16 protein-coding genes are annotated in these 15,492 nt (G+C 66.3%); 14 read left to right on the top strand and 2 right to left on the bottom strand.

The features are described 5' to 3' along the window. The first annotated feature begins 160 nt into the window (after window positions 1-160). Window positions 161-1,834 carry a protelomerase family protein gene (locus AC1MHZ_RS22915; RefSeq protein WP_482966985.1) on the top strand — a complete coding sequence of 558 codons (1,674 nt, stop codon included), beginning with the start codon at window positions 161-163 and terminating at the stop codon, window positions 1,832-1,834. 281 nt (window positions 1,835-2,115) lie between these two features. Here the strand turns inward: AC1MHZ_RS22915 and AC1MHZ_RS22910 are convergent, their stop codons facing one another. Then, window positions 2,116-6,000, bottom strand: a complete 3,885-nt coding sequence (locus AC1MHZ_RS22910) for a plasmid replication protein, CyRepA1 family (protein ID WP_482966984.1) — start codon at window positions 5,998-6,000, stop codon at window positions 2,116-2,118. Window positions 6,001-6,306: 306 nt separating this feature from the next. Continuing rightward, window positions 6,307-6,972 carry a helix-turn-helix domain-containing protein gene (locus AC1MHZ_RS22905; protein WP_058132588.1) on the bottom strand — a complete coding sequence of 222 codons (666 nt, stop codon included), beginning with the start codon at window positions 6,970-6,972 and terminating at the stop codon, window positions 6,307-6,309. Window positions 6,973-7,118: 146 nt separating this feature from the next. Between AC1MHZ_RS22905 and AC1MHZ_RS22900 the strand changes: the two genes are divergently transcribed. The 13 genes from AC1MHZ_RS22900 (at window position 7,119) to AC1MHZ_RS22840 (ending at window position 15,489) form a co-directional block, all read left to right on the top strand. After that, window positions 7,119-7,709, top strand: coding sequence for a hypothetical protein (locus AC1MHZ_RS22900; RefSeq protein WP_332219367.1), 591 nt, complete (start codon window positions 7,119-7,121; stop codon window positions 7,707-7,709). Between the two features lies 1 nt (window position 7,710). Further along, complete coding sequence (locus AC1MHZ_RS22895; protein ID WP_079867803.1) at window positions 7,711-8,100, top strand: hypothetical protein; 390 nt, start codon at window positions 7,711-7,713, stop codon at window positions 8,098-8,100. Between the two features lie 204 nt (window positions 8,101-8,304). Continuing rightward, complete coding sequence (locus tag AC1MHZ_RS22890; protein WP_332219368.1) at window positions 8,305-9,123, top strand: bacteriophage antitermination protein Q; 819 nt, start codon at window positions 8,305-8,307, stop codon at window positions 9,121-9,123. A gap of 10 nt (window positions 9,124-9,133) precedes the next feature. After that, complete coding sequence (locus tag AC1MHZ_RS22885) at window positions 9,134-9,460, top strand: hypothetical protein (protein ID WP_482966983.1); 327 nt, start codon at window positions 9,134-9,136, stop codon at window positions 9,458-9,460. A 2-nt stretch (window positions 9,461-9,462) separates the two neighbouring features. After that, on the top strand, window positions 9,463-9,780 hold the full coding sequence (locus AC1MHZ_RS22880) for a hypothetical protein (RefSeq protein ID WP_073665317.1): 318 nt from the start codon (window positions 9,463-9,465) through the stop codon (window positions 9,778-9,780). Beyond that, window positions 9,777-10,028, top strand: coding sequence for a hypothetical protein (locus AC1MHZ_RS22875; protein WP_482966982.1), 252 nt, complete (start codon window positions 9,777-9,779; stop codon window positions 10,026-10,028). Before AC1MHZ_RS22880 ends, AC1MHZ_RS22875 begins: the two co-directional genes overlap by 4 nt. 244 nt (window positions 10,029-10,272) lie before the next feature. Beyond that, window positions 10,273-10,515: a hypothetical protein gene (locus AC1MHZ_RS22870; RefSeq protein ID WP_034031304.1), complete on the top strand. Its 243-nt coding sequence runs from the start codon at window positions 10,273-10,275 to the stop codon at window positions 10,513-10,515. Further along, window positions 10,512-11,063: a lysozyme gene (locus tag AC1MHZ_RS22865; protein WP_482966981.1), complete on the top strand. Its 552-nt coding sequence runs from the start codon at window positions 10,512-10,514 to the stop codon at window positions 11,061-11,063. The genes AC1MHZ_RS22870 and AC1MHZ_RS22865 overlap by 4 nt, the downstream gene beginning before the upstream one ends. Continuing rightward, window positions 11,060-11,566: a hypothetical protein gene (locus AC1MHZ_RS22860; protein WP_034031303.1), complete on the top strand. Its 507-nt coding sequence runs from the start codon at window positions 11,060-11,062 to the stop codon at window positions 11,564-11,566. The genes AC1MHZ_RS22865 and AC1MHZ_RS22860 overlap by 4 nt, the downstream gene beginning before the upstream one ends. An 8-nt stretch (window positions 11,567-11,574) precedes the next feature. Beyond that, window positions 11,575-12,147 (top strand): Gp49 family protein, encoded by a 573-nt coding sequence (locus AC1MHZ_RS22855; protein WP_073665320.1) that lies wholly within the window; start codon window positions 11,575-11,577, stop codon window positions 12,145-12,147. A 243-nt stretch (window positions 12,148-12,390) separates the two neighbouring features. Beyond that, window positions 12,391-12,963, top strand: coding sequence for a terminase small subunit (locus tag AC1MHZ_RS22850; protein WP_482966980.1), 573 nt, complete (start codon window positions 12,391-12,393; stop codon window positions 12,961-12,963). 25 nt (window positions 12,964-12,988) lie between these two features. Then, the gene (locus tag AC1MHZ_RS22845; RefSeq protein WP_482966986.1) at window positions 12,989-14,947 is read left to right on the top strand and encodes a terminase gpA endonuclease subunit; all 1,959 of its coding nucleotides are present in this window, start codon (window positions 12,989-12,991) and stop codon (window positions 14,945-14,947) included. Between the two features lie 26 nt (window positions 14,948-14,973). Next, complete coding sequence (locus AC1MHZ_RS22840; RefSeq protein WP_073665323.1) at window positions 14,974-15,489, top strand: hypothetical protein; 516 nt, start codon at window positions 14,974-14,976, stop codon at window positions 15,487-15,489. Window positions 15,490-15,492: the final 3 nt, after the last annotated feature.

Genomic DNA, 15,492 nt, shown 5'->3' with positions numbered 1-15,492 from the left:
GGGCTGCTGGCTGGTCATCGCTGTCCTTCAGAACATCCTGTGCCTTGGCATTACTGTAGTAGTAGCCGGCGCGATATAGTGCTAGGGCTTGCGGTGTATGCTTTACGTGCGTACAATGTGCGCTAGGGTTAAAGGTGAATGCAAAACGGGAGGCAAGACCATGGCGAAGAAAGCGGCAACTAAGAAGGCGGTCGACCAGGTGACGGAATCGGCCAAGGGTGAGGAAGCGATCGACCATCGCGAGCGGGTCAGCTTCGGCAACTACGGCGGGGCCACCCGGCAGAAGGTCGAGCTGCAGCCGTTGATCGACAAGCTGCTCGAGGACGTGAAGGCGATCGACAGCGACGACAGCCTGAGCCGCGGCGACAAGACCAAGCGCCTGGCGCGCCTGGCCGATCGCCTGAAAAACAAGCTGTACGAGGATCGGCGCCGCAAGGATGCGGACAAGCTCAAGGCCTCGAGCTACCGCCGCTACCTGACCACCGTCCGCAAGGCGATCACCGCGCAGAACTGGCGCCACCACTCCATCGAGGAGAGCGCCCAGCGCCTGGCCAAGCATCACCCGCGCTATGCCGAGCAGCTGCTGGCCATGGTCGACCTGGTCGACATCACCGAGCTGCGCCTGGCCCATCGCGACCTGCTGGCACAGATCCGCCAGGATCGCGACGACGATGCCTACGAGGCGGTCAAGGGCATGAAGCTCGACCACGAGATCATGCGCCACCTGACCCTGCCGGCGGCGACCAAGGCCCAGCTGGCCACCGACGCAGTCGAGACGCTCGAGCACCGCGCCACCAACACCATCTCGATCAACTACCACTGGCTGGTCGAGACCATCCGCGAGCTGCTGGCCGCGACCGAGATCCGCGCCGATGGCACCGCGGTGCCCTTCTTCTCCTACCTGGCCCTGGGGCTGGCACTGGCTACCGGGCGCCGCGAGGTGGAGATCCTCAAGCTGGCGCGCTTCGAGAAGGTCGGCGAGTTCGAGCTCGAGTTCTCGGGCCAGGCCAAGCGCCGGGGCGGGGTGGACTACGGCGACAGCTACCGGATCTACACCCTCCTGCAGGCCGACGTCGTGCTCGAGGCCTTCGCCAAGCTGCGCGCCATGCCCGAGGTGCTCGAGCTGCAGCACCTGGACAACACCGAGGTGAACCGCCGGGTGGCCAAGACCCTAAACACCCAGGCCAAGCGCGTATTCGGCAACCAGGAGCGGGTCTTCAAGGATAGCCGCGCCATCTGGGCGCGGGTGGTCTTCGAGCTGCACTTCACCCGCGACGCCCGCTGGGCGAAGGTCAACGAGACCGTGTTCTGGCGAGAGATGCTGGGCCACGAGGATATGGACACCCAGGAGAGCTACAAGGCCTTCAAGATCGACTACACCCCGCCGGCGAAGCCGGCGGCGCCGGCCAGCAAATACGGCAGCCGCCTCGAGGCGCTCGAGGCCCTGGACGAGCACGAGCAGATCGCCGGCCGCGATGCGATGCAGAAGATCCACCGCTGGGTGAAAGAGACCGTGAAGACGGCGCCCGAGGCGCGGATCTCGCAGAAGGCGATCGCGACCAATGTCGGCAGCTATCGCCCGGTCATCAAGGAGTATCTCGAGCTGGCGGCCGAGGCGCTTGCCAGTCCGGCGCGACCTGTCGAGGAGATCGCCCCGGCTGTGCCGGCTGAGGTGGTGAAGGCTAAGCCGCGGATCTCGGTCAGCGAGGTATCCAGCGGCAAGTGGGTGGCGGTGGCCCGCGTGAATGGCGTCGAGGTGGCGCGCGGTGAGGGGGCCGACCGGGCTGCAGCTTACGAGGCGCTGCAGGTGGCGGCGACGACTAGCCGCGGGTGACCTGCCTCGGTCGCCGGGGCTATATGCCCCGGCCGACCTGCTCGCGTTTCCTCATCTCCCAGGGCCGCGTCAGCGGCATCAATGTGCTCGAGGGCGGCTAGGACTGCGTCGAGCAGCTCTCCCTTCGTAGCCTCGGGGCCGGCCTTCATGGCCAGCGTTAGCGCCGACCTGGCGCGGCTGAGTTTGGCGGACGCTCTGTCCATCTTTTCACGGCATTGCAAGGTACTTCCCTCCCCTTGTGTCAATCGGCCATTACTGGTTGTTTGTACAGTATCACAGCCCTAGGATCGCAGCAGCTTGGCCGCATACGCAAGGGTGAACCCTAGCGTTCGGCTCTGCTCCGCTCCCGGCTTGGCCAGGCTGCCCGCCACCTCCGGCGTCAGCGCCCCCACGAGTCGCGTCAGCGAGATACCGGCGGGTGCGGCGAAGCGAGAAGCAACGGCGAAGATCCTCTCCCGCACGCTCAAGGGATACTTTCCACTCTCGCTTACACCATCACACTGCAAAGTATCCCTGTCGCTGGAAGCCGCGCCAGGCGTGGCCTGGGCGTCTGCCTGGGGCTCTGGCGCGAGCTTGGGCTGGTGGGCCGCGTCGTGCTCGTGGGTGGTCAGCGAGTGGACGTTCTTCGCTGCGCGTCGCTGGCAATAGGCCATGATGAACTGCCAATTGTCCGGGTTTACTGAGAACAAGTGCACACCGTTCGTCTTGCGCTTTGTGATAGCGAGGCCGAGGCGCTCGAAAATCGACTTGACCAGGGTAGTGGCGCACATGCGCGCGCTGGTGCTGGGGATGTAGCGCCCCAGCTTGAGGGCGTTGTATAGCTCGACCTGGTCGGCGCTGGTGGTGAGGTACTCGAGCACCTGGCGGCATTGCTCTGACGTGAACTCGCCCTCGCCCGTGAAGCGATCGACGCCGAGGATCTCGAAGACGCGCCCCAGGAGCGCGTGCGCGGGCGTTTTCCAGCGGTGCAGGGTGAGGGTTACCTTCGCCTTGCGCTGCGCCTTGTCGTAGTTCCTGGCCTGCTCCTCGTCGGCCTGCAGCAGCTCCATGGCCACCACCTTGGAAATGCCGCGGTCATCGTAGAAGGCCACGTCGTCGGCGGTGATCTCGTCGACGCCGAGCTGGTGCTCGATGTGGTAGCGGTCGAGCTGGGCGCTCTCGGCCTCGCTGCGCACCTCCTGCCGGCTGAGCTTGAGGAACTGCTCCTCGTCGGGCGTCTGGACGCTCTCGATCAGATCCATGCGCTTGTCGAACACGATCGCGCCGGCCACCTTGCGGTTGCTGCGCGATTCCTTGGTGAGGGCCTCCTCGTCGTAGCCCAGGCCGGCGATGTCGAGGCGCTGCACGTTGTAGCCGTCGGCGTAGAGCATCAGCAGCAGGTTGTTGGCGAAGTTGTTCCGGGCCGCGTTCTCGGCGGTGACGGTGGCCAGGTAGAGGTGGTCGAACGCGGTCTTGCGACGGCGCAGGATGATCTCCTCGCTGGTCTCCTCGAACTCGCAGGCGACCTCGTCGGCCTTCATGTGGCCGCGCCAGATCTTCTCCCGGTCGGTTTCGCGTTGGGCGCTGGTGTGGCCGATGCCGATCACGTAGTGGCGGGCGGTGCGGTCGCGGCGCAGCATCTGCACGGCGTCGGACGGGCCGACCGTGTTACCGCTGAACAGGCCGAAGTGGGCGTCGAAGTGAGGGGTGGTCATCGACACGCCCGAGGAGATCGCGGGCGAATAGATCAGCACGTCGTACTTGATCGCCTCGGCGTTGGGGTTGCATAGGAAGGCCTCGACGTCCTGGTCGGCCTTGCTGTCGGCGTGTACCAGGAGCATGCGCACGGGCTTGATCTCGCCCTCCTCGACCATGGCTTCGATCAGGGCGGCCATTTTCTTGGCCGACTCGGCCGAGTCGTTGGCGACCAGCACGCGCTTGCCGGCCTTCACGTTGTCGATCGCCAGCTGCCAGACGGCCTCGTCCTCGGCGTGGTCGATGCGGATGTGCTCGGCGGATCCGCCGACCTCGAGGATGGTGATCGTCTCGCCTGGGCGGGCGAGCTCGCAGAACTCGATCAGGCTGTCGTTGGCGTCGGCGTCGCAGAGCAGCACGCGCTTGGCGGCGCCGACGGCGTCGATCAGCGCATCCATGACCTTGACCCGACCCTCGACCGGGCCGGTGGTGGTGTGGCGCAGCACCTGGCTGGCCTCGTCGATGCACAGCGTCTCGAGGGTGGTAAACCAGCTGCGCTCCTCGGCGTTGTAGAACATGGGCTTGGTCAGGCTGTTGACGCAGCAGGCCAGGTGCGAGACGTGCTGCATCTGCCAGGCGAAGACCTGTTTGTAGTGCTCGACGCCCAGGCGGGCGGCAGCGTCATCGAGGAGCGAGATCCGGTGCGCAACGTAGGCGGCACGGCTGGAGGCCTGCATCAGCGGCGCGATCAGCTTCTCGGTTTTCCCCGAGCCCATCGGCGCGCGCACGATGATGACGCCCTCGAGCGATTCGACCAGGGCGGCCATGTGCGCCGGCAGCTCGATGCCACCGTGCGCGGCTCGCACGCCCTCGATGCTGAGGTGCTGCACGTTTGGCTTGGCCAGCGCTGCGCTGGAGAAACCGCGCAGCTGGCGCGCCTGCTGCAGCTTTTGCTTGGCCAGCCAGTGGGCGCGGCTGCGGATCTTGAAGCGGCTGGTGCTGTCGACGGCTGCCGGCAGTGCCTTGAGGATCGCCTGCACGACCTGGTCGTAGCTGTACTTGATCGGGGAGAGCATCATGCCGGCCGCCACCGCGGCCATGGCGTTCTTCTCGCCCAGGCGCTTGCCGCTGTACTGCAGGCGCTGCAGGCAGTAGGCGAACCAGTCCTTTTCCGCACGGAACACGCTGTCGCGTGCGCGCAGGGCCTTGGCAGTCGCCTCGAGGCCGAACAGGCAGTGGTAGTCGTTCCAGTCGGTGGGGCCTTTGCCCGCGGCCTTGAAGGCGGCGAGCTCCTCGGCGCAGAAGCCGATCACGGGCGCCCTGTTCTGGGCTCTGAGCTCGGCGATTGCCTGGGCGCTGCACTCGAGCAGCTCGAGGTGGGCGGCAAAGTTCGGGACGATGCCCTGGTGGTGAAGGTCGCGGTGGATCTCGAGCGCGGCCAGCAGGCCGGCGTTGCCGTCTTTCCACTGGTCATTGTCGGCGGCGTTGTGGAAGCGCCAGGCGGGGTAGCGCTTGGCGTAGGCGCGCAGCACCTTGAGCAGGTTGTCGACGTTGAACGCGATGACCACGGCGACCTCGTCGCCGCGGCCGGCCTCGAGCTCTGCCAGGTAGATGCTGGCGCCGGTCGCGAAGCCCTCGGCCGAGTAGCGGCGCTTGGCGTTCTCGAGGTCGCCCAGGACGCAATGCGCGCCGTCCATCTTCACCCCGGTGCCCTGCAGTTTCTTGTCGGCATAGAGGCGCTGCAGGCCCAGGAAGTTGCCGTCGATGTCGTGCATCGGCACCGCCGTGAATACACCGTGACGGTCACGCATACGCTGCATTTTGAAGCGTGACGCGATGGCGCCGACCTGTTTCTTGACCAGGTACGGCGCGGTGCCATCCTCGGGGCCGATCACTTCGACCGTGCCCTCGCGGATCTGGTCGCCGTGCTCATAGAGGAAGGTGCAGGTCTCGCCAGTCAGCCAGGCGCGGTCATAGGCAAGGCGCTCGGCGTGGATCCGTTCGGCCTTCTCGCGGGCCTGGCGCTCGTCTTCGAGCTTGCGCGCTTCGCGCTCGGCGCGGCGCTGCTCCTGGCGCTGTTTCCACTCGAGGTGGCGGGCGTCGGTGAGCTTGCCGCCCTCGCGTTCGTAGATCTCGGCCAGGGCGGCCAGGCCCGACCAGGTGCTGGGGTTGGCGGCGTTGTTCGAGAAGGTAAGGGTGGGGTAGTCGAAGGGCGCGAGCTTGTCGGTACCGCGGGCGGTGCGAATGTCGCCCCAGACCATGACCTTGCCGTTGTACTTCTCGACGGTGGCCTTGATCTTGACCTTCGAGTACTTCTTCAGGCGCTCGCCGTTGTAGTGGACGGCGTTGCAGACCGACGACCAGTCGACATAGGCCTCGGCGGCAGCGTCGGAAATCTGGTCGTAGCAGTAGTCGGCGAGGGCGTATGGGTCGGCGTTGAATCGCTCTTTGTAGAAGGCCCCTAGCCCCTTGCCCTGTGGTACGTTTGTCATTTTATCCCTTTGGCCAAAAGTACAAAGGCGAAAAGGTACAAACGATTGACGCACCACCAGCCGGGTCTAAACTGAGCACTGAACTGGACAAGTTCTGTTTTCGTTTGTCTGCCCGCTAAACAGATCAAACGTTTGTGCTCGGTGAAGGTGCCCGGTTGTTGGTGCCGTCAATCGTGAAGGCCGGGGGGTTGCTAAAGCCCCCTGGCCTTTTCCTTTTCTGGCCCCTTGCAAAATCAAAATTCGTAGCGGGAAAGCGCCGCTACTGTAAGCCGGAATCTCAAAATATTGAAGCCCGGCGATCTCTTTTTATAGAACCTCTCCTTTGTCGAACGTCGCCCGCACTCCTACGACGACCCCGACGACCTCGAAAGTATCACCAACCTGCTGCATCGGAAACTGCGGATTCAGGGCGCGCAGGTAGAGCATGGCGCCGTCTCTGGTCAGCTTCTTGAAGACCGGCGAGGCCGGATCCCCCAGGTGCCCGATGATGAAGTCACCAGGCGCCGCCTTGCGCATCGGGTCGACGAAAATGGTGTAGCCCCGCGGGAAGCTGACCCCGGTCGGCGCCTGCATGAGCTCGTCGCGCACGACCAGGGCGAACACCCTCCCCGGTGGCGTTTCGCTCGGCATGATCCAGCAGGTGCCCGCCGGCAGGCGCTTGGCGTCGGGGTTACGTGCCCATTCTGCGGCCATTTCCCAGGCGATCAGCGGAACCCGCTGGGCCGGCTCGCCCGGCGGTGTGATGCTGTCAGGGTCGCGGGCCTCGGCCAGGAGCGTATCCACGGACGTGCCCAGGGCTTTTGCCAGGTTGTCGGCGACGTAGACGCTCGGGGCGACGTCCGTCGTTTCTAGGGTCGACAGATAGCCGGTGGACATATCGCCCCCGGCCGCGTCGATCAGTCTTTGTAGGCCCCAGCCAAGGGCTTGCCGCCGCTTCCTTATGGCTGCGCCTATTCGGTAGTCGCGTGACATGGAATCTCCTCCTCAATCCATTGCTTATTGTCCTTAGATATGCCGAGCATTGGCACTCTAAATAACGAAATCTAATTGCGTTTTTTCTCTATATGTTGAGAATGTGGGAAACCCCACATGCGACCACCATCGAGAGGAAACGTGCTATGCGAACGGAACGCGAGATCGTTGTCGATCAGACTAGCCGCTGGTTCACCAATTCGGAGTGGTCGCTCGAGCGCTTCGCCAGCGAGCGCCTGGCGCCGGCCCTGTCCGCTGCCGGGCTGATTGACCCCGTCGGGGATCCCGAGGACGTCGCCGAGTATCTGCGCACCCGCAAGGCTTGGGGCATTCGTATCGGCCGGATCTTCCACGGCACCCAGCCGTTCCCGCTGGAGTGGAAGTGGGTCTGGCTGTCCTGCCTGCCCGAGGAGTACCAGCGCGCCGCGCGTCACGAGCTGCTGGCCATGGCCGGTTGCTTCGACGTGCGCCTGCCTGAGTTCGTCGGCGGCATGGCGCTCGAGGCCACCCAGGCCCGCCTGGGCGAAGTGACCCGCGAGCTCGGCGACTTCATCGCCGCGGCCACCCCGGCACACAACGGCCGCTACGACCGCACCGACGACCCGGCCGCCGTCGACCGCATGCTGCGTGAAGGCGCCGAGGCGATCGCCGCGATGGTCAACGAGATGATCGCCGTCTCGACGGGTACCGGCCGCCCGCTGCCGCTTCTGGTGCTCGGCAAGATCGAGGGCCGCTGATATGTCGGCTCTGCGCCTTGCGACCCAGGATGGCGCCCCGGTACCGACCGGCGCGGATCTGCACGACCACTTCCACGCCCCTGCAGGCGAGAGCAAAGAGGATCGCGAGCGCCGCCTGGCCCGCGACCGAAAGCGCGCGCAACGCGCCCGCGAGGCCCAGGCGAAGCTGAAAGCCGAGGCCGTGAAGGTGCCGCTCGAGCTGTATCAGGGCAGCGTCAAGGCCCTGCAGGCGGTGATCGAGGCCGGCGGCTTCGACGGCCCCCAGGCAGCCGAGGAGGCCATCACCCTGCTGCTGCATGGTGCCGCCGCTTTGGCAGCGCGTGACAGTCACGCTTTCGCGCAGTTGATCGCCCCGCCGTCACACCAGGTTGTCGCCGATGCTGACGCATGAGCCCGCCCCTCTCGAACTGAGCCAGGCCGATGCTGTCGCCCTGGCTGAATTGATCGACGCCGAGCTGCGTTCGGCCTCGCCCTCGCGGCCTTCATGCGCGGCATGCGGCCGGGAGATTGACGCGGCGCGCCTGGCGGTTTTCGCCGCTGCGCGCCGTTGCACGCTCTGCTCTGGCATCCCCTGCCTGGCCAGGAGGCGTGCGCTATGACCTTCGCTCTCGAGATCCGCCACGTCGCGCTGGTTCCGTCGACGGCTGAGGGTTGGGTCGAGCTGGAAGATGCCGCGCCCCTGTCCCGCCGCCCGCGCCGCGCCTGGCGCGTGCCGGAGGTGACCCTGCAGGATCTGCAGTGGCTGCGCGAGCGCCTGATGTTCGCCTTCCTGGCCCCGGGCGACTACCGCGACGACAGGCCGCCCCAGAAGATCCTGGGCGCCTACGACACCAGCACCACCCGTGACGCTTTTCCGCGCTGGCGGGCCGAGGAGCTGGCCGAGTGCCCGGCCGACGGCGGCCAGGCCAAGCGCCTGCCCCTCGACTACGTGGCCAGCCTGGCCAGGGATACCACCCGCGTGACTGTCAGCGAGACCCGCAAGAAAAAGACCAGCTCCGACCCGCTGCCGCCGAGCGCCTTCGACGACGCGCGCCTGGTGCGCATCGTGGCCGCCCAGGCGCCGGCCTACCGCCACTGGCTGCGCTATGCCTACGCCGACTCGAAAGAGTGGGCCGACGAGGCCGGCGCAGTGGTCGAGCTGTGGGCGCGTGTGGCCCCAGGGCTGGGCAAGATGCAGGCCAAGACGCTGGCCAAGGCCAAGGGCCTGGCGCACCTCGCTGTGCAGCATGGCAAGCGCTATGCGAACGCCGGCACAGAGCTGTACTCGGCCGCCCGCCTGGCTGAGCTGCTGGGCGTTACCACGAGCAACTACGACCAGCACTGGCGCCCTCGCTGGAAGGCGCTCCTCGAGGCGCTCGAGCGCCTGGACGAGGAGGCCCTGCGGGCGGTGCTGCAGCAATACAACGACAAGTGAGGAGGTAGGTATGTTCGGATGGATCAAGCGGCGCCTGTTGGCGCGCAAGGCACGCAAATCTCTGGATAGCGTTCGCCAGTTCGAGGCCGCGCGGCTCGACCAGGCGCGCACCCGGCCGGTGCCGCCGGCCTATAGCCCGTCGCCGGCCTACTCGACGCCGGTACACCAAGGCGACCCGTTGGGCGTCAACCAGGCGCTGCTGATGTCGGCCGTGCTCGATGATGATCGCCGCTCTGTCAGTTGCTCGAGCAGCTTCGCCTCTGACAGCTCCTCGAGCTGGTCGAGGTCTGACTCCTCGAGCAGCTGCAGCTCGAGCTCCTCGAGCTCCTGGGACTGACCATGGCCGCCGTGCTCTGCATCCATTGCCAGGTGCCGCCCGAGCGGCGTCAGCAGGAGGGCACCGGGCTGGTCATGTGGATCTGTCCGGTGTGCAACAACCGCGGCGAGGCCACGCCAAGCGAGAGCCGGGCCTTGGCCAGCTGGAACCTGGTCAACGACGAGGATATGCCGCGGCATACCTGCATAGACCAGGGCGTGCCGCGCTTCTTCATCAGTGGCGGCAAGTGGGGCAGCCGCTGCCCGTGCTGCGACTTCGTCGACCATGGTTATGGCTCGCTCGAGGGTTCCCGGGCTGGCTGGGCGAGGGCTACGCGATGAAGGGGCGTGCGCTGAGGATCACCAACTGCCGCGACCCGCACATGTGGTACGCGGGCCTGGTCGGCCAGGTGGTGCCGCTGGTTCGCGAGGAGGCCGACTGTTACTGGTCGCGGGAGCCTGCCGGCTACGTCAATATCGTGCACAAGGCAGACGCCGAGCTGGTCGAGGTCAATTGTGCCAATGGCCAAAAGTGCATTTGCCAAAGCGGCCTTTTGCGAAAATGTGCAAATGACCCCTTGCAAAAGTAAGGGCGCACGGGGTAATTTACCCACTCTGCGATACAAACGACTAAAGCCCGCCTCTTGGCGGGCTTTTTCGTTTCCGGTACTCGCTGACCTGGAGGCATGTATGTAAGCCCTCTACCTGGCGGGCCTGCTGCAGGGCTGGGAGTTCCCGGCCGGCAGGCGCCGCCCCTTCTCTCCTCATGCAGGCCACGGCCTGCACTTCCCCAGCCCCGCCATGTGCGGGGTTTTCTATTCTGGAGGCCGCCTCATGGCTGCTGCTGACGACGTCGCGCTCGCTGGGGCGCTCAAGATCGAGGCCGCCAAGGCGGCGCCGTTCGGCGCGTCTCTGGTGCTGTGGGGGCTGACCCTGCAGGAGTGGACGCTCGTTTTCGGCTGCCTGTACGCGGCCGGCCTGTTCCTCGACCTGGTGGTGCGCCGCTGGCTGATCCCGCTCGTGCGCCACATGCGCAGCCGTCGAGATCCGCCCGCCTGCCGCCAGGTGGAGCCATGAAGGGCCTGATTAAGCGCATGGTCGCCGCGGTGGCCCTGACGCTTGCCGCGGCCGGCTTCACGGTGAACGAAACGGGCCTGCCGGCGCCGGTCGAGCGCGCCGCCATCGTCGCCGCCCTGCTGGTGATGACGCCGGAAATGGAGGGCACGGTCTACGAGGCCTACCCCGATTCCGGCGGCGTCTGGACGATCTGCACCGGCCACACGAAAGGCGTCAGGCGCGGCGACGTGGCCACGCCTGAGCAGTGCGAGGCCTACCTGCAGGCCGACCTGGGCCAGGCGGTGGACTACGTCATGCGCGCGGCGCCAGACGCCCCACTGTTCGCCAAGATCGCCATGGCCGACTTTGCCTACAACGTGGGCATCGGCGCGCTGGCCCGCTCGACGCTGCTGCAGCTGGCCAAGGCCGGCATGCACGAGCGCGCGGCCGAGCAGTTCATGCGCTGGATGTTCGTCGCCGGCCTCGATTGCCGGGATCCGAAAAACAACTGCCGCGGCATCCCGGTGCGCCGGGAGCTGCAGCGCTCTGTCTACCTGGTGCGCCTATGAAGTCGAGAATCGCCGCCCTCGCGGGCTTGCTGGTCATTGCCGGGCTGATCTACCTCCTGGGCTGGACTCGAGGCGCAAGCCACGAGCAGGCCCAGGCGAAGGCCCTCGAGCACGAGCAGCTGCGCCAGGCCTTCGAGCAAGGCCGACAGCTGGGCACGGTGCGCGACCGCGTCGTCACCGAGTACGTCGACCGCGTTCAAGTCATCGAGAAGCGCGGCCAGACCATCATCAAAGAGGTGCCCATCTATGTCTCCGAAGCTGCCGACCGCGCTTGCCCTGTCCCTGCTGGCTTTGTCCGGCTGCACGACGCAGTCGCGGCAGGATTGCCAGCCCCTGGATCTGCCGGCGCTGCTGATGAAGCCGCCTCGGGAGTTGCGCTCTCTGCCGTCGCCGGCACCGTCGCCGAAAACTACACCGCCTGCCACGCAAACGCCGAGCAGCTGAGCAAGCTGCAGGAGTACCTGCGCGAGCACCAGGCGATCACCAGCAAACAGCCACAATAGGCCCGCCCATGACCCCAAGCGAACAAGATAAGGCCCTCGAGGCGCAGATCCTGGCCAAGGGCTTGACCGCCCCGCGCGTGCTGCCCGAGCAGATCGACGACCTGGTCAACCAGCTGAGCTTCCACACCTACGTGATCCCCGGCACCACTGTGACGGTGGCGGCGGCCATCGCCCCGGGCAACATCGTGGTGGCTCTGGGCAAGTCTGGCGCTGCAAGCGCTGCGAACTTCGACGAGATGGTCGGGCGCAATCGCGCGATCTCCCGGGCGAAGGATGCGGCCCGCGGTCAGCTGTGGGAGCTCGAGGGTTACCGCTTGAAGCGCAACCTGCTCGACCTGCAGGAGCTCGGCGGCCTCGACCAGGTGCTCGAGGTGGCGGCCAACATGCCGCCCGAGCTGGCCGACGTGTGGGCCGCCTCGGCCGTTCCGTTCGTGGCGATTCATCAGACCGCGCCCTGCGCAGAATGTCAGGGGCAGTGCCAGCCCGGCGCCATCGTCGAGCTCGATCCGACCGAGTCGATCTGTCCGTGCTCGCGCTGCAAAGCCCCGAAGGTCGAAGCCCTGCCCGCGCCAGGGGTTTAGGTACTCCCTCGGCCCCTCCCCCTTCACGGGTGTGAAACTCGCGGGCCTCGCGCGTGTTTGGGCTCGCGAGTCGAGTCCGTTCTTCCTATCTCGAGGCCTGCCGGCCTGCATCGCCCGACTGACCTCGCGGCCAGGTGCGGCTAGGCCTCGACCCTAAGACCAGAAAGCCAAAAGGGAAAAAGTCAGAAAGGACTTTTTCGCCTTTGGGCTTTTGTACCTTTTCCCCTTAGTCCTTTCTCCCCTATGGCCAAGATCATCAGCAAGAAAGACCTGGCCGACCTGCTGGGCAAGTCAGAGCGCTGGATCTCGAAGCTGATCGAGGAGGGCCTGCCCACATGCGGCGGCGGTGGCCGCGGTGTGGCCGTGCAGATCGACAGCCAGGCCGCCATCGAGTGGCTGATCGCCCGCGAAGTTCGGCGCGAGCTGGGCGACGAGGGCGACGACGACGAGGGCGCGGGCTCGGCTTCGACCGAGGATCGGCTGCTCAAGCGTGCCCGGCGCGAAAAGCTGCAGCTTGAAATTGACCAGGTGCGCGGCCGGCTGATCCCGATCGACGCCTGGGTGACCCTGAATACCAGCATCGCGGCGGTCTACTCGACCCAGCTCGACGCACTGCCGAGCCGATGCGCTGCAGACCTGGCGGTGATAGATGACCCTGCCGCAATCCGAGCTCGACTATTTGAGGAAACGCGGAGTATCCGCGCAGCTACAGCCGAGCGCCTCGAACATCGTGCACGCGATTTCGCTGCAGACGCTGGTCGCCTCGATTCACTACGTCTCGAATCTGGTGCAGGCGCCGCCGCCGAGGACGGCTGACGAATGGGCGCGCGACAAGCGCATCATGCCGCCGAGCTCGCCCCGGCCTGGCAAGTTCAACCCTGACGTGAACCCGTACATGCGCCCGGTCTCCTGGGCGTTCGCGCAGCCGTGCTTCGACCGGGTGACCTTCATCACGGCCACCCAGATGGGCAAGTCGGTGACGATGGAGAACATCATCGGGCATCGGCTCGATGAAGATCCGACGCCGATCATGTACATCGCGCCCACGGCGCCGCTGCTGAAAGACGCCGTTGTCCCGAAGTTCGACGACATGATCGCCGAATGTGAGTCGCTGACGGCCAAGCTCGACGTGAATCGCTCGAGCATGTTCGTTAAGTGGATCGCCGGCACCAAGCTGCGCTTCGTGTGGGCAGGCTCGCCGTCTGGCCTGTCGGCCGACTCGGCCGGCCTAATCATGGTCGACGAGGTCGATCGCATCGTTAATACCGGCGAAGGCTCGACCGTAAGCCTGGTCGAGCGCCGCGGCGACGCCTACGACGGCTCGAAAATCGGCTACACCGCCACGCCGACCCATGGCCGCGTGAGCAAGTACAAGCACGAGAAGTCGGGGCTGCAGCATTGGGCTGTCGCGCCGACCAAGGCGGTGCGCTCTGCAGTCTGGAGGCTATGGCAGTCGGGCACCCGTCACGAATGGGCCGTGCCATGCCCCGAGTGCGGAGAGTACTTCATCCCCTGGTCTGGTCTGCTGTGGTGGCCTGGCAAGGGCTCAGAGAATGAATGCACGCCCGACGAGGCGCAGAAGTCGGCCCGGCTGACCTGCCCCTCGCACGGCTGCATGATCGAAAGCAAGTGGCGCCCGACCATGAACGCCCGCGGCGTCGCTGTGGCGCCTGGGCAGTCGGTCAGCAAGGCCGGCGAAGTGATCGGGGTCGCTGACACCGAGGGCTCGACGCACTTCACATTCATGGCGTCCGGCCTCTGCTCGTTTTCCTCGAAAAAGACCTACGGCGCCCTGGCAAAGGATCTGCTCGCCGCGCAGCTGTCGAACGATCCGGCGGATCTGCAGGCGGTTTATAACACCGGCTTTGGCGAGTGCTATGCCCAGGCCGGCGACGTGCCGACCTGGGAGGAGGTTCGGGCGCAGTGTTTCGGCTATCAAGCCGGCGCGCTGCTGCTCGAGCCGCTGCGGATCTTCTGCACCGTCGACGTGCAGAAAAACCGCCTGGTGTACGTGATCCGCGCCTGGTACGCCGGCCTCGGCTCGATGCTCCTCGAGCACGGCGAGCTCTGGGGCGAGACCGACCAGGACGCCGTCTGGGAGCAGCTTAGCGAGCTGATCGACACCGACTACGACGGGCACCCGATCACCCAGACCGGCATCGACATCGGCTACCGCGACGACCAGGTCTACCGCTTCATCAACGAGCACAAGGGCAGGGCCATGGCTCTGCGCGGTCGCGACCGCCTCGACAAGCCGTTCCGCAAGGAAATGGTCGAGGTCGACCGCAAGGGCAAGACCCGCAAGCGCGGCGACGCCCGCTGGGCCTTCGACTCGCCCCTGGCCAAGCGCTGGGTGCATAGCCGTTTCGGTCGCCCTGACACCCGCCCGGGCTGGTGGCTCCTGCATCAGCAGGTCACCGACGACTACTGCAAGCAGCTGGTCGGCGAGGAGTGGCGCGAAGGGGAGGGCAAGTTCCACCAAGTCGGCGAGAACCACTACCTGGACTGCGAGGCTATGCAATACATCATGGCCATGCACGCCAAGCTGCACCGCCGCAAGGCGGGCCAGCTGACCAAGGCGCAGCTGCGCGAGGCGATCAAGGCCGGCCCACTGGCCGATCGCCTGCCCGACGAGCCCGCCCCGGTCGCTGACGCTGACCAGGAGGAGCCGGCCGAGGATCTGCAGGAAGCCGAGGAGGTCGCCAAGCCGGTGGCCAAGCCCGCGGCGGCCCGCAAGGCAGATGCCCCGAAGGCCAAGGCCAAGTCCCGCTTCAACATCATCAGGAAGCCCCGGCGGTGATCGCTGCCGGCGGCTGAGGCATTCCCATGGAACCGACACAACTGCACGCGGGCGACTCCGTCGCCTGGGAGCGCGACGTGCCGGAATATCCGGCATCGGCCGGCTGGTCGCTGCGCTATGTGCTGAGCGGGCCAGACCGGCACGTGATCGAGGCCCAGGCGGGCGCCCCGTACCGGGTCGAGATCGCCGCCGAGACCACCGCCAGCTGGGCGCCAGGGCTGTATCGCTGGGTGGCCCTGGCCATCAAGGCGGGCCAGCGCCTGACGCTCGACAGCGGCACGCTGGAGATCGGCGCCAACCTCGAGACGGCCGAGCCATCGGACGCGCGCAGCCATGCCCAGCGCATGCTCGCGCTGATCGAGGCCGCGCTCGAGAAGCGGATCCCGAAAGACCAGCAGAGCTACGAGATCGACGGCATGCGGCTCGACCGGATCCCGATCGAGCGCCTCGATGCCCTGCGCAGCAAGTACCGGCGCGAGCTGCAGCGCGAGAAGAACCGCCGCTGGCCGACCGGCCGGGTGGTCAAATTGTCCATGGGGTAGCCT

The organism is Pseudomonas sp. FA-1 (assembly GCF_056856075.1).
The sequence above is the reverse complement of the archived record's forward strand: the minus strand, read 5'-3'. Positions and strand labels throughout refer to the sequence as shown.